This is a genomic window from Isoptericola sp. NPDC056618 (assembly GCF_042792715.1).
GTDB lineage: Bacteria > Actinomycetota > Actinomycetes > Actinomycetales > Cellulomonadaceae > Isoptericola > Isoptericola nanjingensis.
Window position 1 is genome coordinate 32,714 of the sequence record NZ_JBHTVZ010000013.1, and the last position, 21,102, is coordinate 53,815.

General features: G+C 75.1%; 19 protein-coding genes and 1 pseudogene. 15 read left to right on the forward strand and 5 right to left on the reverse strand.

Annotated features, from left to right (window positions below):
* Positions 1–7: 7 nt before the first annotated feature.
* Positions 8–1,087: a tRNA (adenosine(37)-N6)-dimethylallyltransferase MiaA gene (miaA, locus tag ACFQ8T_RS15130; protein ID WP_430547344.1), complete on the forward strand. Its 1,080-nt coding sequence runs from the start codon at positions 8–10 to the stop codon at positions 1,085–1,087.
* Entirely contained in the window at positions 1,084–2,019 is a 936-nt protein-coding gene (gene dapF / locus ACFQ8T_RS15135) for a diaminopimelate epimerase (protein WP_430547345.1), read from the forward strand. The genes miaA and dapF overlap by 4 nt, the downstream gene beginning before the upstream one ends.
* 20 nt (positions 2,020–2,039) lie before the next feature.
* On the opposite strand, the gene ACFQ8T_RS15140 is transcribed toward dapF, so the two are convergent.
* Entirely contained in the window at positions 2,040–2,642 is a 603-nt protein-coding gene (locus ACFQ8T_RS15140; protein ID WP_430547346.1) for a class I SAM-dependent methyltransferase, read from the reverse strand.
* A gap of 173 nt (positions 2,643–2,815) precedes the next feature.
* Here ACFQ8T_RS15140 and hflX point away from each other — a divergent pair, with 173 nt between their 5' ends.
* From hflX to ACFQ8T_RS15155, 3 genes are all read left to right on the forward strand, one after another.
* Positions 2,816–4,390, forward strand: a complete 1,575-nt coding sequence (hflX, locus tag ACFQ8T_RS15145) for a GTPase HflX (RefSeq protein ID WP_430547347.1) — start codon at positions 2,816–2,818, stop codon at positions 4,388–4,390.
* An 87-nt stretch (positions 4,391–4,477) separates the two neighbouring features.
* A complete protein-coding gene (locus ACFQ8T_RS15150; protein WP_430547348.1) occupies positions 4,478–6,538 on the forward strand; it encodes an ATP-dependent DNA helicase in 2,061 nt (686 codons plus the stop codon).
* Between the two features lie 9 nt (positions 6,539–6,547).
* Positions 6,548–7,507 (forward strand): L-lactate dehydrogenase, encoded by a 960-nt coding sequence (locus tag ACFQ8T_RS15155; protein WP_430547349.1) that lies wholly within the window; start codon positions 6,548–6,550, stop codon positions 7,505–7,507.
* Positions 7,508–7,531: 24 nt separating this feature from the next.
* On the opposite strand, the gene lexA is transcribed toward ACFQ8T_RS15155, so the two are convergent.
* On the reverse strand, positions 7,532–8,362 hold the full coding sequence (gene lexA / locus ACFQ8T_RS15160) for a transcriptional repressor LexA (RefSeq protein ID WP_430547350.1): 831 nt from the start codon (positions 8,360–8,362) through the stop codon (positions 7,532–7,534).
* Positions 8,363–8,608: 246 nt separating this feature from the next.
* On the opposite strand from lexA, the gene ACFQ8T_RS15165 reads away from it, so the two are divergent.
* The 3 genes from ACFQ8T_RS15165 (at position 8,609) to ACFQ8T_RS15175 (ending at position 9,855) form a co-directional block, all read left to right on the forward strand.
* Positions 8,609–8,947 carry a LysM peptidoglycan-binding domain-containing protein gene (locus tag ACFQ8T_RS15165; protein ID WP_430547351.1) on the forward strand — a complete coding sequence of 113 codons (339 nt, stop codon included), beginning with the start codon at positions 8,609–8,611 and terminating at the stop codon, positions 8,945–8,947.
* 113 nt (positions 8,948–9,060) lie between these two features.
* Positions 9,061–9,543 carry a transcriptional regulator NrdR gene (gene nrdR, locus ACFQ8T_RS15170; protein ID WP_430547352.1) on the forward strand — a complete coding sequence of 161 codons (483 nt, stop codon included), beginning with the start codon at positions 9,061–9,063 and terminating at the stop codon, positions 9,541–9,543.
* A 132-nt stretch (positions 9,544–9,675) separates the two neighbouring features.
* The gene (locus ACFQ8T_RS15175) at positions 9,676–9,855 is read left to right on the forward strand and encodes a DUF5302 domain-containing protein (RefSeq protein ID WP_429762202.1); all 180 of its coding nucleotides are present in this window, start codon (positions 9,676–9,678) and stop codon (positions 9,853–9,855) included.
* Between the two features lie 20 nt (positions 9,856–9,875).
* Here the strand turns inward: ACFQ8T_RS15175 and serA are convergent.
* Positions 9,876–11,009: pseudogene (serA, locus tag ACFQ8T_RS15180) on the reverse strand (phosphoglycerate dehydrogenase); the annotation flags it as partial.
* Between the two features lie 69 nt (positions 11,010–11,078).
* The gene (locus tag ACFQ8T_RS15185) at positions 11,079–13,388 is read right to left on the reverse strand and encodes a HelD family protein (RefSeq protein ID WP_430547353.1); all 2,310 of its coding nucleotides are present in this window, start codon (positions 13,386–13,388) and stop codon (positions 11,079–11,081) included.
* A 170-nt stretch (positions 13,389–13,558) separates the two neighbouring features.
* Here ACFQ8T_RS15185 and ACFQ8T_RS15190 point away from each other — a divergent pair, with 170 nt between their 5' ends.
* From ACFQ8T_RS15190 to ACFQ8T_RS15210, 5 genes are all read left to right on the forward strand, one after another.
* Positions 13,559–14,974 carry a PP2C family protein-serine/threonine phosphatase gene (locus ACFQ8T_RS15190; RefSeq protein ID WP_430547354.1) on the forward strand — a complete coding sequence of 472 codons (1,416 nt, stop codon included), beginning with the start codon at positions 13,559–13,561 and terminating at the stop codon, positions 14,972–14,974.
* Positions 14,971–16,182 carry an ATP-binding protein gene (locus tag ACFQ8T_RS15195; RefSeq protein ID WP_430547355.1) on the forward strand — a complete coding sequence of 404 codons (1,212 nt, stop codon included), beginning with the start codon at positions 14,971–14,973 and terminating at the stop codon, positions 16,180–16,182. Before ACFQ8T_RS15190 ends, ACFQ8T_RS15195 begins: the two co-directional genes overlap by 4 nt.
* Positions 16,183–16,272: 90 nt before the next feature.
* The gene (locus ACFQ8T_RS15200; protein WP_430547356.1) at positions 16,273–16,713 is read left to right on the forward strand and encodes a response regulator; all 441 of its coding nucleotides are present in this window, start codon (positions 16,273–16,275) and stop codon (positions 16,711–16,713) included.
* A gap of 113 nt (positions 16,714–16,826) precedes the next feature.
* Positions 16,827–17,765: a proteasome assembly chaperone family protein gene (locus ACFQ8T_RS15205; protein ID WP_430547357.1), complete on the forward strand. Its 939-nt coding sequence runs from the start codon at positions 16,827–16,829 to the stop codon at positions 17,763–17,765.
* Between the two features lie 216 nt (positions 17,766–17,981).
* Positions 17,982–18,185: a cold-shock protein gene (locus tag ACFQ8T_RS15210; RefSeq protein WP_429762195.1), complete on the forward strand. Its 204-nt coding sequence runs from the start codon at positions 17,982–17,984 to the stop codon at positions 18,183–18,185.
* Positions 18,186–18,285: 100 nt separating this feature from the next.
* Here the strand turns inward: ACFQ8T_RS15210 and ACFQ8T_RS15215 are convergent, their stop codons facing one another.
* Positions 18,286–19,104, reverse strand: a complete 819-nt coding sequence (locus ACFQ8T_RS15215; protein WP_430547358.1) for a spermidine synthase — start codon at positions 19,102–19,104, stop codon at positions 18,286–18,288.
* Between the two features lie 294 nt (positions 19,105–19,398).
* On the opposite strand from ACFQ8T_RS15215, the gene ACFQ8T_RS15220 reads away from it, so the two are divergent.
* Positions 19,399–19,815, forward strand: coding sequence for an SAV_6107 family HEPN domain-containing protein (locus ACFQ8T_RS15220; protein WP_430547359.1), 417 nt, complete (start codon positions 19,399–19,401; stop codon positions 19,813–19,815).
* Positions 19,812–21,089 carry a DNA polymerase IV gene (locus tag ACFQ8T_RS15225; RefSeq protein ID WP_430547360.1) on the forward strand — a complete coding sequence of 426 codons (1,278 nt, stop codon included), beginning with the start codon at positions 19,812–19,814 and terminating at the stop codon, positions 21,087–21,089. Before ACFQ8T_RS15220 ends, ACFQ8T_RS15225 begins: the two co-directional genes overlap by 4 nt.
* Positions 21,090–21,102: the final 13 nt, after the last annotated feature.

The following is a 21,102-nucleotide window of genomic DNA, read 5'->3' on the forward strand; positions in this document are numbered from 1 at the left end:
CGTGGGCGTGAGCGCACCCGACCCCACCGCGAGGCCGTCCGAGAGCGCGCGCGGGGGCGGGTCCGGCGCGGCCGCGGTCGTCGCCGTCGTCGGCCCGACGGCGACGGGGAAGTCCGACCTGGCGCTCGACCTGGCGCAGGCCCTGTCGCCGTCCGGAGCCGGTGCGCGCGGCGCCCTGCGGGGGACCGCCGACGCCGAGGTCGTCAACGCGGACGCGTTCCAGCTCTACCGGGGCATGGACGTCGGGACGGCGAAGGTGCCGGTCGCCGAGCGGCGCGGGATCGTGCACCACCAGCTCGACGTCCTGGACCCGCTCGAGGACGCGTCCGTGGCGCGGTACCAGAGCGCGGCGCGCGCCGACCTGGAGGCGATCGCGGGCCGCGGGGCGCGCGCCGTCGTCGTCGGGGGCTCCGGCCTGTACGTGCGCGCGCTGCTCGACCACATGGACTTCCCCGGCACCGACGCGGCCGTCCGGGCCCGGCTCGAGGACCGCGCCGAGCGCGAGGGGCGCCGCGCCCTGCACGACGAGCTCGCCCGGCTCGACCCCGACGCCGCGGCGTCGATCGGACCGCACAACACACGCCGGATCGTGCGCGCGCTCGAGGTCATCGAGCTCACCGGCCGCCCGTACACCGCCAACCTGCCCCGCCAGGAGCACGTCCGCCCGGCCGTGCAGATCGGGCTCGACTGCGACCGCGAGGTGCTCGACGCCCGCGTGGCGGGCCGGGTCGAGCGGATGTGGGACGAGGGCCTCCTCGAGGAGGTGCGCTCGCTCGCCTCGGCCGAGCAGGGCGGGACGGGCACGGGCCTGGGCACGACGGCGGCCCGCGCGGTCGGCTACGCCGAGCTGCTCGCGTGCTGGCGGGGTGAGCTCACGCTCGAGGCCGCTCGCGAGGCGATCGTCGCGAACACCCGTCGTCTGGCGCGCAAGCAGATGGGCTGGTTCGGCCGGGACCCGCGGGTGCGCTGGCTCGACGCGGGCTCGCCCGACCTGCTGGACGAGGCGCTCGCGGTGGTGCGCGACGCCGACGCCGGGCGGCTGCCCGAGCCCGGGACGGGGCCCGTGCGCCGTAGTCTGGGCTCATGACGCTGCGCTTCACCAAGGGTCACGGCACCCAGAACGACTTCGTGCTGCTGGCCGACACGCGGGGAGACCTCGACCTGACCCCGGACCAGGTGCGGCGCCTGGCCGACCGACGCGCCGGGATCGGCGGCGACGGCGTCATCCGGCTCGCGCCGACCGCGGCCGTCGCGCGCGCCGGCGAGGCGGTCGCCGACCGTGTGCTCGCCGAGGAGCCCGCGGCGATCTGGTTCATGGACTACCGCAACTCCGACGGCTCCGTCGCCCAGATGTGCGGCAACGGCGTGCGCGTCTTCACCGCGTTCGCCGAGCAGCTCGGGCTCGCGGACCTCGACGACGGGCAGGAGCTCGCGCTCGGCACCCGCGCCGGCGTGCGCCGGGTCCGCAAGGAGCCCGGCGGCTGGTACGCCGTGGACATGGGTCCCTGGGCGCTGCCCGGCGGGCAGGAGGCCGCGACGCGCGGCGCCGACGCCGCCGTCCTCGTGCGGGGCTGGGACGCCCCGCGCCCGGCGTTGAGCGTCGACATGGGCAACCCGCACACCGTGGTCGCCCTCGCGCGCGCGTCGGAGCTCGCCGAGGCCGACCTGACCCGCGCGCCCGAGGTCGACCCCCAGCCCCCCGAGGGCACGAACGTCGAGCTCGTCGTGCCCCTCGCCGAGACGGTGGACCCCGACGGGCGGGCGGTCGGGCACGTGCGGATGCGCGTGCACGAGCGCGGCGTGGGGGAGACGCAGTCCTGCGGCACGGGGGCGTGCGCCGCGGCGCTCGCGGTGCGCGCGTGGGCCGCGGCGGGCGCCGACGGCCCCGTGCCGGACGTCTGGGAGGTCGAGGTGCCCGGCGGGCTCGTCCGGGTGCGGCTGCTCGACAACGGGCACGTGGAGCTCGCCGGCCCCGCGGAGCTGGTGTTCAGCGGCGAGACGGAGCTCGGGGAGCTCTGAGCGACCGGCGGCGTCGCGGGTCAGTCGACGCGGAGCACGCGGAAGCCCTTGGACGACGACGCCCGCTCGACGCCGCGGCCCAGCTCGGCCTCGATCCAGCGCGCCAGCGAGTCGGAGCCCAGGTTCTTCTGCACCACGAGCCACGCCTCGGCGTCGGGGGCCAGCCGGGGGATCCAGGCGCGCAGGAGATCGTGCAGCACGGCCTTGCCGACGCGGATCGGCGGGTTCGACCAGATCGCGGTGAACCGCACGTCGTCCGACACGTCCTCGGCGCGCACGGCGCGCACGTTCTTCAGCCCCAGGCGCGCCGCCGTCGAGCGGAGCAGGTCGAGCGCCCGTTCGTTGACGTCCACCGCCCAGACGGTCGCCCCGGGGGACGCGAGCGCCATCGTGAGGGCGAGGGGTCCCCAGCCGCAGCCGAGGTCGAGCAGGTCGCCCGAGGCGGGCGGGGCGGACACCTCGCGCAGCAGCACGCGCGTCCCCTTGTCGACGCCGCCGGGAGAGAAGACGCCGGAGGCGACGTCCACCTCGACCTCCCGGCCGGCGAGCTCGACGACGGCGCGGCGGCGCTCGGCGGCGGAGGCCGGCTGCGCGGTGAAGTAGTGGTCGGGCTGCTCGCTCACCCCGCGATCCTAGGTCCCGGGCGTCGCCTCCGGCGTCGTGCCCGGCGCCCGCCCCGCAGAACTGCGGGCCCGGCCTGCACGGGGAAAAACTCTCCACCGGGACTGTCTCGCGTGGGACCCTTGTTGTACTCCTACGGCGGCAGGACCGCCGACCCCGACCCGAGAGGCACACCTTGACCCACACCCCGACCAACCCCGACACCCCGCAGGCCGACGAGACCGCCGGGGCCTCCGGCGCCGAGACCTCGGCGGACGCGCGCCGCGAGGCCGAGCGCGACGCCCAGGCGATCGCGCAGGACGTCGTCGCCCGGGTGCTCGCACGGGCCGGGACGGCGCGGTCCGAGGGCGCCACGGTGCACACCGCCCACGACGGCGAACAGCTCGACCTCGAGGAGCGCATCTCGCTGCGCCGCGTCGCCGGGCTCTCCACCGAGCTCGAGGACGTCACCGAGGTCGAGTACCGCCAGCTCCGCCTGGAGCGCGTGGTGCTCGTCGGCCTGTACTCCGGTGGCGAGGCCGCGGCCCGCGAGGCGGAGGTCTCGCTGCGCGAGCTCGCCGCGCTCGCCGAGACCGCGGGCTCGCAGGTGCTCGACGGCCTGCTGCAGCGCCGCCAGAAGCCCGACCCGGGCACGTACCTCGGGTCCGGCAAGGCGGCCGAGCTCGCCGACGTCGTCGCGTCCGTCGGCGCCGACACCGTGGTGGCCGACACCGAGCTGGCCCCGTCGCAGCGCCGCGCGCTGGAGGACATCGTCAAGGTCAAGGTGGTCGACCGCACCGCGCTGATCCTCGACATCTTCGCCCAGCACGCCAAGTCGCGGGAGGGCAAGGCCCAGGTCGAGCTCGCCCAGCTCGAGTACCTCCTGCCGCGCCTGCGCGGCTGGGGCGACTCGATGTCCCGCCAGGCCGGTGGCCAGGTGGGCGGCCAGGGCGCCGGCATGGGCTCCCGCGGACCCGGCGAGACGAAGATCGAGCTGGACCGGCGCCGGATCCGCAACCGGATGGCCAAGCTGCGCCGCGAGATCGCCGCCATGGCCCCCGGGCGCGAGACCAAGCGGCTCGACCGCAAGCGGCACGGCGTGCCGAACGTGGCGATCGCCGGCTACACGAACGCCGGGAAGTCGTCGCTGCTCAACGCGCTCACCGACGCGGGCGTCCTCGTCGAGAACGCCCTGTTCGCGACGCTGGACCCGACCGTCCGCAAGGCCCGCACGGAGGACGGCCGACCGTACACCTTCACGGACACCGTCGGGTTCGTGCGGCACCTGCCGCACCAGCTCGTCGAGGCGTTCCGGTCCACGCTCGAGGAGGTGGGCGACGCCGCGCTGCTGCTGCACGTGGTCGACGCCTCCCACCCGGACCCCGAGGGCCAGATCGCCGCGGTGCGCGAGGTGCTCGCCGAGATCCCCGGGATCGCGGACGTGGCCGAGGTCGTCGTGCTCAACAAGGCCGACGTCGCCGACCCGGCCGTCGTCGGCCGGGTGCAGCGTCGCGAGCGGCGCAGCGTCGTCGTGTCGGCGCACTCCGGCGAGGGCATGGCCGAGCTGCGGGAGCTCATCGCGGCCGAGCTGCCCCAGCCGCACGTCGAGATCGACCTGGTCGTCCCGTACTCCCGCGGCGACCTGGTCCACCGCGTGCACGAGGCCGGCGGCTCGGTCGCCGAGGAGCACCTGGCCGAGGGCACCCACCTGCGCGGTCGCGTGGACGAGGCGCTCGCGGCCGAGCTCAGGGCCGCCGCCGTCGGGGGCTGACCGCCCGCCGTGGTCGCCGCCCACCGGTCGGCGACCCGGCTGTGGGCGGCGCCCCGGACGGTCGGCGGGGCGCCCTAGGATCGACGGGTGACCTCCGCCGACGCCCCCGACGCCCCGCAGCTCCTCGACCTGGCGGTGGGGGCCCTCGGGGGCGGACGGCGGGAGGGCCAGCGCCGCATGGCGGAGGCGGTGGCCGAGGCCGTCGACGACGGCCGGCACCTGCTGGTGCAGGCGGGCACCGGGACGGGCAAGTCGCTCGCGTACCTCGTCCCGGCGGTACGGCACGCGGTCGTCGACGGCAGGCGCGTCATCGTCTCCACCGCGACCCTGGCGCTGCAGCGCCAGGTGGTCACGCGCGACCTGCCGCTGGTCGCCGAGACGGTGGGGCCGAAGCTGCCGCGTCCCCCCAAGGTCGCCCTGCTCAAGGGCTGGCACAACTACCTGTGCAAGCACAAGGTGACGGGCGGCTACCCGGTCGAGGGCGCGACGCTCTTCGACCTCCCGGCCGACCCCGGCCCCGGCGAGGGGGCGGGCGCCGAGCAGCACCCGGCGCCGCCCGGCCCCCGCGGACGCGGCGGGCGCGCCGACGACACGGCGACGCTGGCCGACCACGTGCGCCGGCTGCACGGCTGGGCCGACGAGACCGACACGGGCGACCGGGACGACCTCGTGCCCGGCGTTCCCGACAAGGCCTGGCGGCAGGTCTCCGTGACGGCCCTGGAGTGTCTGGGGCAACGGTGCCCGCTCCTGGCGGAGTGCTTCCCCGAGCGGGCCCGCGCGGCGGCCCGCGAGGCCGACGTCGTCGTCACCAACCACGCCATGCTCGGCATCGCCGTCTCGGGGAACCCGGGCGTGCTGCCGGAGCACGACGCGGTCGTCGTCGACGAGGCGCACGAGCTCGCCGAGCGTGTGACGGCGGCCGCGACCGTCGACCTCTCGCTGACGATCGTGGAGCACGCCGCGCGCCTCGCCCGGCGGCACGGCGGCACCGAGACGGAGGCGCTCGACGCCGCCTCCCAGCGCCTGGGCACCCTGCTCGCCACCGCGCCCGCGGAACGCTTCCCGCTCGGCCTTCCCGACGAGCTGCGCGCCGCCGTGGGCGCCGTGCGTGACGCGGCGCGCGAGCTCCTCACGCGCCTCAAGCCCCAGGGCGCGGGGAAGGGGCAGGAGGCGCCGGACGCCGGGATGAAGATGGCGCAGTCCGCCGTCCTGCAGCTCTTCGAGGTCGCGGAGCGGATGGCGGCCGAGGACACGACGGCGGACGTGCTCTGGTGCTCGCGTCCGCCGGAGAACGCTCCGTGGGCCGGCGACGGCGTCACGCGCCTGCACGCCGCGCCGCTGGCGGTGGCGGGGCTCATCCGCACGCACCTCCTGGGCGAGGCGACCGGCGTGTTCACGTCGGCCACCCTCACGCTCGGCGGCACCTTCGACCCGGTGGCGCGCTCGCTCGGCCTCGCGGGCTCGGGCGGTTCCGACGAGACGGCGGACTGGTCCGGGCTGGACGTCGGCAGCCCGTTCGACTACCCGCGCCAGGGCATCCTCTACGTCGCGCGGCACCTGCCCGCGCCTGGGCGGGAACCGACCACGGACGCCCAGCTCGACGAGATCGCGGGACTGATCGAGGCCGCGGGAGGACGGACTCTCGGGCTGTTCTCGTCCCGCCGAGCGGCGCAGGCCGCGGCGGAGGCGATGCGCGAACGGCTGGACGTGCCCGTGCTGTGCCAGGGCGACGACCAGCTGCCGACGCTCGTCAAGGCGTTCGCCGACGACCCGAAGACCTGCCTGTTCGGCACGCTGTCCCTGTGGCAGGGCGTGGACGTCCCGGGCCCGAGCTGCCAGCTGGTGCTCGTGGACCGGATCCCGTTCCCGCGCCCGGACGACCCGGTGAAGGCGGCCCGTGCCCGCTCCGTGGAGCAGGCGGGCGGCAACGGGTTCATGCAGGTCTCGGCCACGCACGCCGCCCTGCTGCTGGCGCAGGGCGCCGGCCGGCTCGTGCGCACGGGGGAGGACCGCGGCGTCGTGGCCGTGCTCGACCCCCGGCTCGCGACCGCCCGCTACGGCTCCTTCCTCACCCGGTCCATGCCGGACTTCTGGCCGACCACCGACGGGGAGCTCGTCCGCGCTGCGCTCCGGCGCCTCGACACATAGCGTGTGGCCGTGGACGAGACACGCAGGACGACCAAGCTCGCGATCGTCGGGGCGGGCGCGGTGGGCTCCACCCTCGCGTACGCAGCGCTGGCCCGGGGCGCGGCCCGGTCCGTCGCCCTCCTGGACGTCAACCGCGCGAAGGTCGAGGCCGAGGTGCTCGACCTTCGGCACGGGGGCATGTTCATCCCCCAGGCCGAGATCGACGGCTCGGACGACGTGGAGGTCTGTCGCGGCGCCGACATCGTCGCGGTGACGGCGGGAGCCAAGCAGAAACCCGGCCAGAGCCGCCTCGACCTGGCCGAGGCGACGGTCGGCCTCACGCGGTCCATCCTGCCGGGCCTGCTCGAGGTGGCCCCGGACGCCGTGTTCCTCATGGTCACCAACCCGGTCGACGTCGTCACCTACGCCGCGCAGGAGATCAGCGGCCTGCCCCGGGGCCGGGTGTTCGGCAGCGGGACCGTCCTCGACTCGTCCCGGCTGCGCGACGCGCTGGCCCGCCACTGCGGGGTGGCCGTCGGGAACGTGCACGCGAACATCGCGGGCGAGCACGGCGACTCGGAGATCGTGCTGTGGAGCTCCGCGACGATCGCCGGCGTGCCTCTCCTGGACTGGCGGCCGTTCCGGGGGCACCCGCCCCTCGACGAGCCCGCCCGGCGGCGCATCGCGACCGACGTCGTGGAGTCCGCCTACCGCGTCATCGCCGGCAAGGGGGCGACCAACTACGCGGTCGGTCTGGCGGCCACCAGGATCATCGAGGCGGTGCTCAACGACGAGCACCGCGTGATGAACGTGTCGTCGCGCCTCGACGACTTCTACGGCATCAGCGACGTCTGCCTGTCGGTACCGTCGCTCGTCGGCCGACGGGGCGTGGCGGAGACGATCGACACCCCGCTGTCGGACGACGAGGTCGCCGGGCTGCGCGCGTCGGCCGAGAACATGCGGGCCGTGCAGCAGCGCCTCGGGTTCTGACGGCCCGGGGCGCCGCACCGGCGCTCAGAGGCTGCGGAGCACCGCCACGACCCGGCCGAGCACCTGCGCCTCGTCGCCCGGGATGGGGGAGTAGGCGGCGTTCTGCGGCAGCAGCCAGGTGTGCCCGTCGGCCTGCTTGAAGGTCTTGACCGTGGCTTCGCCGTCGATCATCGCGGCGACGACCTCCCCGTTCTCGGCGACGGGCTGGCTGCGCACGACCACCCAGTCGCCGTCGCAGATCGCGGCGTCGACCATCGAGTCGCCCGCGACCTTGAGCAGGAACAGGTCGCCGTCGCCGACGACCTGCCGGGGGAGCGGGAAGACGTCCTCGACGACCTGCTCCGCGAGGATGGGGCCTCCGGCGGCGATCCGGCCGACCAGCGGGACGTAGGACGGGGCCTGGGCCGGCTGCGCGTCGGACGCGGCGAGCGACCCGGCCACGTACCCGGGAGCGGGGTCGGCGTCGGGAGCGGCGGCCACGACGGCGGGCGTCTCGGGGTCGACGACCTCGATCGCGCGCGGCCGGTTGGGGTCGCGGCGCAGGTAGCCCTTGCGCTCGAGCGTGGTGAGCTGGTGCTTGACCGAGGACGGGCTCGCCAGGCCCACGGCCTCGCCGATCTCGCGCATGGTCGGCGGGTAGCCGCGGGCCTCGACGGAGCTGCGGATGGTCTCGAGCACGCGCCGCTGGCGGGGCGTGAGGCGGTCGGACGACGGAGAGAGCTCGCTCACCGACGCCAGCGCGGTCGTGGAGGCGCCGGCCGTCGTGGTGGCCGCGTCCTCGAGGGTGTCGTCCTGGGCAGCCCATGGCGTCGCCGTCGTCGTGGACGCCGGGGCCTGGTCCCGTCCGCTGGTCATCGCGTTCTCCGTCCTGCAGGGCGCGGCCCGTGGGCGGGCCGATGAAATCCGACAAACCTTCCATCGCGCTGTCGGCCACTCTAAGCCAGTTCCGGCCCGACATCAAACATCTGTTCGATCGGACCTCGACCGTGTCGCCGGGACGTGGTACACCTAGTACAGCAGTTCGACGTACAGGTGTTCGAAGAACAGACGTTCGACGGAGCGGCCGCCTCGCGCGGCACCACGTGGACCGGAGGCAGGACGATGCAGAACGCACGCAGCACCAGCGACGCGCACGGTTTCCTCGGGCTCGGAGGGCTCCGGCTCACCCGCAGGGGCCGGGTGGTGGTCGCGGCCCTCGTGCTCCTCGTGCTCGTGGGCGCGGGGCTGTTCGGCCAGCGCGCCGTCGCCGAGTCGCCGGGCGCGGGCGTCGAGGTCCGGCTCCAGACGGTGGCGCCCGGCGACACCCTCTGGCAGTACGCGCAGCAGGTGCGCGACACGGGCGAGGATCTGCGCGACGTGGTCGCCGAGCTCCGCGACCTCAACGGGCTCACGTCGGCGGAGCTCCAGACCGGGCAGGTCGTGGTGCTCCCGCTGGACTGACGGCGAGGACCGGCGCGCCCGCCGCGGGGATCCTGCTTGCGCGGACGGTCGCCCGCCGCTTACCTTGTCGGGCAGCCGGGCGCCGGTCCGGAGCCGAGCGCAGGAGACCAGCGATGCACTGCCCGTTCTGCCGCCATGCGGACTCGCGAGTCGTCGACTCGCGCACCTCCGACGACGGCTCGTCCATCCGACGTCGGCGTCAGTGCCCCGCGTGCCAGCGCCGGTTCACCACGATCGAGACGGCCAGCCTGTCGGTGGCCAAGCGCTCCGGGGTGACCGAGCCCTTCAGTCGGGACAAGGTCGTGGCGGGCGTGCGCAAGGCGTGCCAGGGCCGGCCGGTGAGCTCCGACGACCTCGCCGTCCTCGCGCAGAAGGTCGAGGAGACCCTGCGCGCCTCCGGCCGCCCCGAGATCGAGGCGAACGAGGTCGGTCTGGCGATCCTCGGGCCGCTGCGCGAGCTGGACGAGGTCGCCTACCTGCGCTTCGCCAGCGTCTACCAGTCGTTCGAGTCCCTCGAGGACTTCGAGTCGGCGATCACCTCGCTGCGGGCGGAGCGGGACGAGCGCGCCACCGCCGGCAGCGGCACGACCGCCTGACGCCCGGGTCGCCCGGTCCGGGCGAAATGCCCTGGCGCGGGGTGGCGGCCCGGGGCATGCTGGACGCCACCAGGTGCTGCGTGGCCCCGCCGCGCGAGCACACCCACCCCGACGGACGACGAGGTGACCGCGATGACGGACGACTCCAGGGCGAAGCCCTCCGAGGACACGAAGGCGCGCTTCCGGGAGGCGCTGGAGAAGAAGAACGCCGCCAGCCACCCGACCGCCGGCAAGGACGGCAACACTGGCCAGGTGCACGGCTCGGAGACGACCGGGCCCGTGCAGAAGATGTTCCGCCGCAAGTCGGGCTGAGCACCGGCCGACGCGCCGCGCTGGGTGACGTCCGAGATGTCGGTCACCACGTAGCCGATCTCGCCGCGCGTCGCGAGCATCTGCGCCTCGATGTTGGCGCCGTGGTCGGCGAAGACCTGGTTCACGCGGGCGAGGACGCCGGGCACGTTGCGGTGCAGCAGCATGATGCGGCCGACGCCCGTGTGCGCGAGCTGGAGGTTCGGGAGGTTCACCGACAGCGTCGTGGACCCGGTCGCCACGAAGTCGCGCAGCTTCTTGGACACGAACTCGCCGATCGCCTCCTGGGCCTCCTCGGTCGAGCCGCCGACGTGCGGGGTGAGGATGACGTTCGGCAGGCCGCGCAGCGGCGACGTGAAGCCGTCGCCGCGCTTCTTCGGCTCGGTCGGGAAGACGTCGACGGCCGCGCCGCCGAGGTGGCCGGAGAGGATGTGCTCCCGCAGCGCCTCGACGTCCACGACGAAGCCGCGCGACAGGTTGAGGAAGATCGCGCCGGGCTTCATGCCGGCGAACAGGTCCGCCCCGAAGAGGCCGGCGTTGCCCGCCCGCCCGTCCACGTGGATCGTCACGGCGTCCGCCTCGGCGAGCAGCTCCTCGATGGTCTCGACGCGGTGCGCGTTGCCGAGCGCGAGCTTCTCGGCGGTGTCGTAGAAGACCACCCGCATGCCGAGGTTCTCGGCGAGCACCGACAGCTGGGAGCCGATGTTCCCGTAGCCGATGATGCCCAGCGTCCGGCCCCGCACCTCGTGCGAGCCCTCCGCCGTCTTGTCCCAGACGCCGTCGTGCAGCGCCTTGTCGCGCACCGTGAGGCGGCGCGTCAGGGCGATGATCTCCGAGATCGCGAGCTCGACGACGGAGCGCGTGTTCGAGTAGGGCGCGTTGAACACGGCCACGCCGTGGGCGGCGGCGGCCTCGAGGTCGATCTGGTTGGTGCCGATGGAGAACGTGCCGACGGCCTGCAGGCCGGGGACGCTCTCCAGGACCTTGCGGGTGACGGTGGTCTTGGACCGGATGCCGAGGATCTGGAAGTCCGCGAGGGACTCGATCAGCTCGGACTCGTCGAGCGCGCCGGGGCGCGTGACGACCTCGATGCCCGCATCACGAAGATTCTGGGCAGCGACGGGGTGGACGTTCTCGAGAAGGAGGGCTCGCAGCACGAGGCCATGGTGCGCCGTGCGGGCCCGCGCCCACAAACGCGTCTCACCGTTGCGGTGCCACCTCCGGCGTCACGCCGCGACGAGCTCCACGATGCCGGCGGGCAGGGCACGCTCGTGCACGACGACGAGGCGTTGGGTGGGGCGCGTCATCGCGACGTACAGGTCCGACGCCCCGCCGGGGCCCTCCGCGACGGCCGCCGGCTCGACCAGCACGACGGCGTCGAACTCCAGCCCCTTGGCCGCGCGCGGGTCGAGCACGCTCACCTGGGCGTCCTCCGGGCGCTGGGCGAGCAGGCGCGCGCCCTCGGCCGGCCCGAGGGTGTCGGGCAGGACGGACTCGACCGCGGCCCGGATCGCCTCGACCTGGTCGGCCGCGGCCACCACCGCCACCCGCCCGGCGCCGTCGGAGCCGACGAACTCGCGCGCGAGGGAGACCGCGTGGCCCACGACCTCCTGGACCAGCACCGGACGCGCGGGACCCGAGGGCGTGACCCGGGCGAGCTCCAGCGCGCCGTCGACCTGCCGGGCGGCGGTGAGCGGCGAGACGGGGAGCGCGGCCTCCGCGGCCATCCGCTGCGCGGCGTCCGCGACCGCGGCCGGGGTGCGGTAGGAGACCGTCAGCTCCTCCTGGCGCCAGGAGTCGCCGAGCACCGGGTCCAGCGCGCGGGCCCACGACCGGGCGCCCGCGGGGGACGACGTCTGCGCGACGTCCCCGACGATCGTCATCGAGCGCGTGGGCACGCGGCGCACCAGCATCCGCCACGCCATGGGGGAGAGCTCCTGCGCCTCGTCGACGACCACGTGGCCGTACGTCCAGGTGCGGTCCTCCGCGGCGCGCTCCGCCGTCGTCAGCCGCGGCCCGGTGGACTCGAAACGGGAGGCCAGCGTCTCGGCGTCCACCAGGCCGCCGCCCGCGCCGGTGGACTCGAGCACGGACCGGGCGTACTCCAGCTCCGCGGCGCGCTCGGCGGCGCGCGCCCGGGCCTCGGCCCTGGCGATCGAGCCGTCCTCGCCGAGCAGCTCGGCGGCCTCGTCGAGCAGGGGGACGTCGGCCTCGGTCCAGGGTGCGTCCGGGTCGCGCCGGAGGGCCGCTCGTTCGCTCGCGGACAGCTCGGGCGCGGCCTCCGCCAGCCGGTGCGGCTTGGCGAAGAGATCGGCGACGAGCTTCTCGGGGCTGATCGGGAACCAGGCCAGGTTGAGGGCGACCCGCACGTCCCGGTGGGAGCGCAGGTCCTCGGTGACCATCGCGACGTCCTCGGGGGCGAGCTCGGTGTCGGCCGCGGCGCGGTACTGGTCCACGAGGCGCGCGAGCATGTCGCGCACGAAGGCGGCGCGGGCCTCGTTGTGCGGCTTGTGCGTCCGGCGCGCGCGGCCGATCGCGTCGCGCACGTCCCGGCGGCGCACGACGAGGTCGTACCCCTCGAGCCGGAAGCGGACGTCGCGCTCCGGGACGCGCTCGCGGGCGCGCACGGCGCGGCGCACGACGTCGCGCCACACCAGCCGCCCCTTGATCTCGGTGGCGGCGGGGGTGTCGGCCAGGTCGGCCCGGACGCCGGGCAGCAGCTCGCCCACGGTGGTCGCGACGACGCCGGTCTCGCCGAGCGAGGGCAGCACCTGGTCGATGTACCGCAGGAAGGCGCGGCTCGGGCCCACGAGGAGGACGCCGCTGCGCTCGAGCACGCGACGGTGCGCGTACAGGAGGTACGCGGCGCGGTGCAGGGCGACGGCGGTCTTGCCCGTGCCGGGGCCGCCCTGCACGACGAGAGCGCCGGCGAGTTCGGCACGGATGATGCGGTCCTGCTCGGACTGGATCGTCGCGACGATGTCGGTCATCCGACCCGTGCGGCGCGCGGCCAGCGAGGCGAGGAGGGCGCCCTCGCCGGAGAGCGTCGACGCGGCGAGGGAGCCGTCGTCGCCCTCGGCGCCGTCCGCCAGGGCGTCGAGGTCGAGCACCTCGTCCTCGAGCCCGGTGACCGCGCGTCCCGTCGTCACGAGGTGTCGGCGACGGCGGACCCCGGCCGGGTGGAGGGCCGTCGCCCGGTAGAACGGCGTCGCGGCCGGCGCCCGCCAGTCCGTGAGCAGCGACCGGTGCTCGGCGTCCGCGAGACCGAGTCGGCCCACGTACCGGGTGTCGCCGTCGTCGAGGTCGAGGCGACCGAACGCGAGCCGGTCCTCGACGGCGTCCAGCTGGGCCACGCGGTCCTCGTAGAGGGTGGCGAAGGCGTCCCGCTCGCTCCGGTTCTGCGGCGACCCCGACGGCCCCGAGCGCCGGACCTCCGCGAGCCGGTCGCGCGTCGCGCGGCGCAGCTCGTCCAGTCGGGCGTAGAGGCCGTCGACGACCTCCTGCTCGCGTGCCAGCTCGTCCTGCCTGCCTGCCACGCATCCTCCCCAGCGTCCTTCGGGCCGCGCTCTGACGACGGTGCGGCCCCGGCGGCGGACCATCATTGCAGATGCCGGGGGCGCCCGTGGGCACCGTCCGGCGCCGGGCGGCGACGCGCCGGGCTCCCGACACCTGCCCGGAGCGGAGGGCCGGGGCTAGGATCAGGCCCATGAGCAGCGGCGACGTCCTGCGAGCCGGGTCCGACGGACCCGCCGAGGACGCGGCCGCCACCGTCCTCCTGGTGGAGGACGACGACGGGGACGCGCTGCTCGTCACGGAGCTGCTCGAGGACGCCGAGGTCACGGTCGTGCTGCGCCGCGCCCGGTCCGTGGCGGAGGCGGTGGACGCCCTCTCCCGGCCCGGCGGCGCGCCGGGGGTCGACTGCGTCCTGCTCGACCTCGGGCTGCCGGACGCCGTCGGGCTGACGGCGGTGTCACGGCTGCGCGAGGTCGCCGAGCGCGTCCACGACGTGCCCGCCCTCGTGGTGCTCACAGGCCTGACCGGGGGCGACCAGGGGTTGCAGGCGGTGGCCGCGGGGGCCGACGACTACCTCGTCAAGGGCGAGACGGACTCGGGGCTCCTCGGCAGGTCGCTGCGCTACGCGCTCCAGCGGCGCCGGTCCGCGGCACAGCAGCGTGCGCTCTACCGCAGCGCGGTGCGGGCCGAGGAGACCGCGCGGCTCGAGCGGGCCCTGCTGCCGAAGCCCCTCGTCGGCGACGAGCGCGTCTCCGTGATGGTCGGCTACCTGCCGGGCGGCGGCGGCCTGCTCGGTGGCGACTTCTTCGACACCGTGGAGCGGCCCGACGGGTCCGTGCTGTCCGTCGTGGGCGACGTCGCCGGCCACGGCCCCGACGAGGCGGCGCTGGGGGCGACCCTGCGCACCGCCTGGCGCACCCTCGTCCTCACCGGCACGCCGCCCGAGCGCATCCTCGAGCATCTGGAGCGCGTGCTGCTCACCGAGCGGGCACGGCCGGAGGTCTTCGTGACCCTGTGCCAGGTGGTCGTCGCCCCCGACCGTTCCGGGATCGACCTCTACCTGGCGGGTCATCTGCCGCCGCTGCTCATCACCGGACCGGTCGGGGGCCTGCGCTGCGAGCTGCTGCCGCCCACCGGCCGGGGCCGGGCGCTCGGCGTCCCCGTCGACGGCGGGTGGGAGCCGCGGCGGATCGGGCTCGACGGCCCTTTTGCGCTCATGCTCTACACCGACGGGCTCGTGGAGGCGGAGGTGCGCTATGGCGGCGGCGTCCCGGACGCGGCGACGGAACCCGTGCTGGACGGCCTGGGCAAGGACGCGCTCGGGCTCGTCGCGCTGCACGGCGAGCGGCCCGCGCGCGTGGGCCCGTTGCGGCGCCGGGTGCCGCGCCTCGGGCAGTCCGGGCTGCACGACCTGGTGCGCGACGACCTCGAGCGGCAGGGCATCGTCGGCGTGGTCGAGCGCGTGCTGCGACGCGTGCGCGCGCTGCACGGCGGCCCGCTCACCGACGACGCGGCGCTGCTCGTCGTCGGGTGGACCGGGCACGACACGCCGTACCTGGGGGAGCGGTCCTCGACCCTCGCGGACTCGGCCGAGTGGGCGCGCCCGTGAGGCGCGAGCGCCCGCTGCACGACGTCGTCCTGCGGCTGCTGCTCATCGTCGGCGCGGTGCTGCTGCTCGCGCTCGCCGTCGCGCTCGTCGCGATCCAGCGCTCGCTGGTGCTGCTGCGGGTGGGCGCGGGCGACGAGGCCATGGACGCGGCCCACGCGTGGAACCTCACCCTGCTGGTCGTGGTGATCGTGCTCGTCCTGCTGGTGGTGGTCATGGGCCTGTTCATGTGGCGCGCCCTGCAGCGCGGCGTGACGCGGCCCCTGGCCCGGCTCGCCGACTCGGTGCGCGCCGCCAGCACGGGGGAGCACGAGCACGAGATCCGGGTCGAGGGCACCGGCGAGGTCGCGGCGCTCGCGGCCGACGTCGAGCACATGCGCCGCGAGCTGGTGCAGCAGGTGGCCGAGGTGCGCGCGTCGCACGTCGAGACCGAGAGCGCCCACGCCCTGCTCGCCGAGCAGGCGCGCGAGCTGGCCCGCTCGAACCAGGAGCTGGAGCGCTCGAACCGCGACCTCGAGCAGTTCGCCTACGTGGCCTCGCACGACCTGCAGGAGCCGCTGCGCAAGGTGGCGAGCTTCACCCAGCTGCTCCAGAAGCGGTACGGCGAGCAGCTGGACGAGCGGGCCGACCAGTACATCGCCTTCGCCGTCGACGGCGCGCGGCGCATGCAGCGGCTCATCCAGGACCTCCTGAGCTTCTCGCGCGTGGGCCGCTCCGGCAGCGAGCCCGAGGACGTCGACCTCGAGCGGGCGCTCGAGCAGGTGCGGCACGACCAGGAGGGCCGGATCGCCGAGGCGGGCGCGGAGGTCACGCACGACCCGCTGCCCGTCGTCCGGGGGGAGAAGGCGCTGCTGACGATGCTGCTGGCGAACGTCGTGGGGAACGCCGTGAAGTTCCGGGACCCCGACCGTCCGCCGCGCGTGCACCTGTCGGCGCGGCGGGTCGAGGGGCCGGAGCCCGGCTGGGAGCTGTCCTGCACCGACAACGGCATCGGCATCGACCCGCAGTACGCCGAGCGCGTCTTCGTCATCTTCCAGCGGCTGCACCCCAAGGACGTCTACTCGGGTACCGGCATCGGGCTCGCGCTCGTCAAGCGGGTGGTCGAGCACCACGGCGGGCGGGTCTGGCTGGAGCCGGCCCCGGGCGGCGGGACGTCGGTGCGGTGGACCCTCCCGGACCGTGACGAGGCGACCGACGTCATCGTCGGTTAGGCTCGGCAGACGTCGCTGACCTGCGACGATGCAGCAGAAGGTAGGGCAGGGGCGCGCCCCGACCGGGCGTTCGACGACGAGGGAGCGGGCATGACGGACCAGCAGACGGGTATCGAGGTCCTTCTCGTCGAGGACGACCCGGGTGACGTGCTCATGACCCGCGAGGCGTTCGACGAGCACAAGGTCGCCAACCGGTTGTCGGTCGTGGCGGACGGCGTGAGCGCGATGGCCTTCCTGCGCAAGGAGGGCGAGCACGCCCAGGCGCCGACGCCGGACCTCATCCTGCTGGACCTCAACCTGCCTCGCATGGACGGCCGTGAGGTCCTCGCGGCGGTCAAGGCGGACGAGCGGCTCAAGCACATCCCCGTGGTCGTGCTCACGACCTCCGAGGCGGAGGAGGACGTGCTGCGGTCGTACTCCCTGCACGCGAACGCCTACGTGACGAAGCCCGTGGACTTCGACCGGTTCATCCAGGTGGTCCGCCAGATCGACGACTTCTTCGTCACGGTGGTGCGGCTGCCCCACCGCTGAGCGGGGCCGGGAGCAGAAGCCCACGGGCCGGGAAGGATCCGGGGCGGGGCGCGGTTGACACTCGTGCGGGCGCGAGCCCGCCGGCGCGAGCCGGAGAACCGAGGAGGAACCCCTTGCTGGACCCGCAGAGCATCTACGAGGTCGACGAGGCCGCCGTCAAGAGCGTCCTGCCCCACCACGGGCCCGACGCGGCGTCGGTCGGCACCGGCCCCGTGCTGCTGCACGCGCTCGACGGGTTCGTCGACGCCGGCTCCGCGGGCGAGATCGCCGTGGAGCACGTCACCGAGGAGCTGACGACCACGCGCCTGGTGACCTTCGACGTCGACCAGCTCCTCGACTACCGCTCGAAGCGGGTCGGGATGACGTTCGACGCCGACCGGTGGTCCGCCTACGACGAGCCCTACCTCGCGATCGACCACGTCGCCGACCGCGAGGGCACCGGCTTCCTGCTGCTGCACGGCTCGGAGCCGGACCTGCAGTGGGAGCGGGTCGTCGCGGCCGTGAAGGGCCTCGTGGAGCGCTTCGACGTCTCTCTCACGGTCGGCTTCCACGGCATCCCGATGGGCGTGCCGCACACCCGGCCGCTGTCGCTGACGGCGCACGGCACGCGCCCCGGTCTGGTGGAGGACTACACGTCGTTCTTCGGCACCGTGCGGGTGCCCGGATCGCTGGCCGCTCTCCTGGAGTACCGGCTCGGCGAGGCCGGGCACGACGCGATCGGCTTCACCGTGCACGTGCCGCACTACCTCGCGCAGTCGCGCTACGCGCCGGCGGCGGTCGTCGCGCTGCGGCACGTGGAGCGCGCCACGGGCCTGGACCTCGCGACCGGCCTGCTCGCGGAGGCCGCGGCGGACGCGACGATCGAGGTCGAGAAGCAGGTGGGGGAGTCGGGCGAGGTGAAGGCCGTCGTCAAGGCGCTCGAGGAGCAGTACGACGCCTTCACGAGGTCGGTGGGGCGGCCGAGCCTCCTGGCCGAGCAGGCCCCCCTGCCCACGGCCGACGAGCTCGGCGCGGAGTTCGAGCGCTTCCTGGCCCGGCAGGACGACGACTGACGCTGCGCCGGCCGCGCTCCCGGAGCGCGGACCGGCCCGGTCCCGAATGGCCGATGCGCGGCTTCCGCGGCATATCCGTGGCACGGCGGTGTGGTCCGTGCCACACTGACCGCGTTGCAGAGGCGCTCCTTCGCACGAACCGGCGGTGCGGCTTGCAGCGACGGGTGGCCGCCCGGCCCGCTCGTGCCCGTTGTGACGGAAGGTCGAAGGATCAGCATGGCGCAAGGTTCTGTGAAGTGGTTCAACTCGGAGAAGGGCTACGGCTTCATCGCGCAGGACGACGGCGGAGCCGACGTCTTCGTGCACTACTCCGCGATCCAGTCGCAGGGGTACCGCACCCTGGACGAGGCCCAGCGGGTCGAGTTCGAGATCACCCAGGGCCCCAAGGGCCCGCAGGCGGAGCAGGTCGTGCCGCTCTGAGCACCCGGCTCGCCTGACGACGGCCGCGTCCCCGCCCGGGGCGCGGCCGTCGTCGTGACCGGGGAGCACGTCCCTCGGCCCGCCGCTGGTCCGTGCCGGGTCAGGCCCCGGCGAACCTCTGGAGCTCGCCCCCGACGAGGAGCCGCGCCGGGACGGGCAGGCTGCGCAGCCGGCGCGCGAGGCCGGCGTCGTGCAGGTCGAGCTCGTCGGCGGTGTCTTCGCCCGACTTGTCGCGGGCGTCGTCGGGTGCGGCGCGGACGGCGACGAGCACCACGTTGCCGTACCGGCGCCCCTTGAGCACGGCGTGCTCCGCGACGACGCCGAGCCGTCCGTCGGCGACGGCGTCCGGCCCGAACGCCGCGGCGAGCGTCGCCGTCTCCCGGCGCGCGAGGGACAGCGGGGGCCGGTCCGCGCAGTTCGCCAGCAGGACGCCGCCGGGCCGCAGCACGCGGTGCGAGGCCGCGGCGAACGCGGCGTCGGCCAGGTGGTCGGGCGTGCGGTCGCCCGCGAAGACGTCGCGCACGACGACGTCGAACGAGCCCGGCGCCAGGGACGCGAGGGCGTGGCCGGCGTCGTCGGCCCGCAGCCGGAGGCGGGGCGAGCGCGGCAGCGCGAACCACGACCGCACGAGCTCGAGGAGGCGGGCGTCGACGTCGACGCCCAGCTGGCGCGAGTCCGGTCGCTCGTGCTCGACGTGCCGCGCGAGGGCGCACCCAGCCGCCCCGAGGTGCAGCACCCGCAGCGGGCCCTCGGGCAGCCCCGCCAGCACGGCGGCCATCTGCTGCATGTACTCGAAGGCGAGGAAGCCGGGGTCGTCGAGGTCGAGGGCGGAGCTCGGCACGCCGTTGACGTGCAGCGTCACGCGGCCGGGGTGGTCCGGGTCGCGCTCGACGCGCGCCGTGCCCGTGTCGATCGGCACCTCCTCGTCGGGGAGTGTCGGTGCGTCGGGGGATGCTGGGTGGCGTCGACCGGACCGGCGCTCGGGGCGCGATCCGCCTCGGGAGGAGCGGGACATGCGACCAGTCTCCCCGCTCGGAGGACGAGGAGGGCCCGGGGTCCGGCGGTTGACAGGTTCGAACAGGTGTTCGACACTGGACGGGCGCGGGGAACCGCGGAGCACGGGAGGTGCAGGATGTCGGCTCGCACGAGATCTGCCGGTGCGACGAGCGGTCGTGGCCATGCCGGCCGAGCAGGTCATGTCGGTGGGGGCGCGGTGCTGCCCCCGAGCCCCGAGGTGACCCGGCTCCTCGACCGCTCCGACGCGGAGCTCGCGGCGGCCTCGACGGCGACGGACCCTGCCGAGCGCTTCGTCCACGCCCACCTGGCTGCGCTGCGCGCGGCGGCCGCCGTCGTCGCGCTGCGCGGGCGCCCGTCGGCCCGGAGCCGGGCGCGCTCGGTCTGGGACATGCTGGCGCTCGTGGAGCCCGACCTCGCCGCGTGGTCGGGGTACTTCGCCTCCGGTGCCCGGGTCCGGGCGGCGGTCGAGGCGGGGCTCGAGCCCGACGTCGACGCGCGCCGGGCGGCCGAGCTCGTGGCGTGCGCGGAGGACTTCCGCGACGAGGTCGGCCTCCTGGTCGACCCCCGCGCCGGGTTCGCGCGACCGCTCGCCGTCGCGCCGGCGGCGTCGTGAGCCGCGGTCCGCGGTCTGCGGAGGCGTTCCGGGACTGGGGCACCGACGAGTCGGGCACCTCCGTGCTGCACGTCGACATGGACGCGTTCTTCGCGTCCTGCGAGCTCGCCCGCCGCCCCGAGCTGCGAGGTCGTCCCGTGATCGTCGGGGGTCGGGAGCGGGGCGTCGTGCTCGCGGCGACCTACGAGGCCCGGGCCTTCGGCGTGCGCTCCGCGATGTCGATGGCCGCCGGTCTGCGGCTGTGCCCGCAGGCCGTCGTGGTGCCGCCCGACCACACGCTGTACCACGAGGTGTCCGAGTCGGTCATGGCGATCCTCGCCACGATCACGCCGCTGGTGGAGCGGATCTCGGTCGACGAGGCCTTTCTCGACGTGAGCGGGGCCCGTCGTCGGCTCGGCGCCCCGACGGTGATCGGGGCGAGGCTGCGCGAGCAGGTCCGTGCCGAGCACGGGATCACGTGCTCCGTGGGGATCGCGCGCAACAAGTTCGTGGCCAAGCTGGCGTCCACCCACGCGAAGCCGGACGGGATGATGCTCGTGCCGGCGGACGCGACGGTGCCCTTCCTGCGCACGCTGCCGGTGGGCGCGCTCTGGGGGGTCGGTGAGAAGACGGAGGCCGCCCTGGCGCGCTGGGGCATCACGACCGTGGCCCAGCTCGCGGACACCGACGTGCCGACGCTGCAGGCGGCGGTCGGGTCGGTCTCCGGGGCGCACCTGCACGACCTCGCATGGGGGCGCGACCCGAGGCCGGTCGTCCCGGGTCACGAGGAGCGCAGCGTCGGGGCCGAGACCACGTTCGAGCGCGACCTGTGGGACCTGGGCGCGGTGGAGCAGCGCGTCCTCGAGCTCGCGGACCGGGTCGCGGCCCGGCTGCGGCACCAGGGCGTGGTCGCGCGCACGGTGTCGATCAAGGTCCGCACCTCCGACTTCCGGACCCTGACCCGGTCGCGCACGCTCGACGGCCCGACCGACGTGGCGCGCGCGATCTTCCTCGTCGCGCGCGACCTGCTGGGCGCGGCGGACCTGCGCGGTCTGCCCGTGCGGCTGGTCGGCGTCCGCGGCGAGAACCTGCAGGTCAGGTCCGGTCTCGCCGAGCAGGTGACCCTCGACGAGGCCGTGGATCCGCGTCAGGAGGCCCGCCGCGAGGCCGAGCTCGCGCTGGACGCGGTGCGTGAGCGGTTCGGCCGATCGGCGATCAGCCTGGGTGCGGCGTCGGGTCGCCGCCGAGGTTCACCCCCGTCGACTACCGTGCCGGGCGGCGCGGGCATATCCTGAGGGCGTTACCGTT

Coding starts and splice junctions, on each gene's coding strand:
- ACFQ8T_RS15190 (WP_430547354.1), top strand. CDS start 13,559: ATGAGCAGCGGCGACGTCCTGCGAGCCGGGTCCGACGGACCCGCCGAG.
- lexA (WP_430547350.1), bottom strand. CDS start 8,362: ATGACCAGCGGACGGGACCAGGCCCCGGCGTCCACGACGACGGCGACG.
- ACFQ8T_RS15210 (WP_429762195.1), top strand. CDS start 17,982: ATGGCGCAAGGTTCTGTGAAGTGGTTCAACTCGGAGAAGGGCTACGGC.
- ACFQ8T_RS15165 (WP_430547351.1), top strand. CDS start 8,609: ATGCAGAACGCACGCAGCACCAGCGACGCGCACGGTTTCCTCGGGCTC.
- ACFQ8T_RS15200 (WP_430547356.1), top strand. CDS start 16,273: ATGACGGACCAGCAGACGGGTATCGAGGTCCTTCTCGTCGAGGACGAC.
- nrdR (WP_430547352.1), top strand. CDS start 9,061: ATGCACTGCCCGTTCTGCCGCCATGCGGACTCGCGAGTCGTCGACTCG.
- dapF (WP_430547345.1), top strand. CDS start 1,084: ATGACGCTGCGCTTCACCAAGGGTCACGGCACCCAGAACGACTTCGTG.
- ACFQ8T_RS15175 (WP_429762202.1), top strand. CDS start 9,676: ATGACGGACGACTCCAGGGCGAAGCCCTCCGAGGACACGAAGGCGCGC.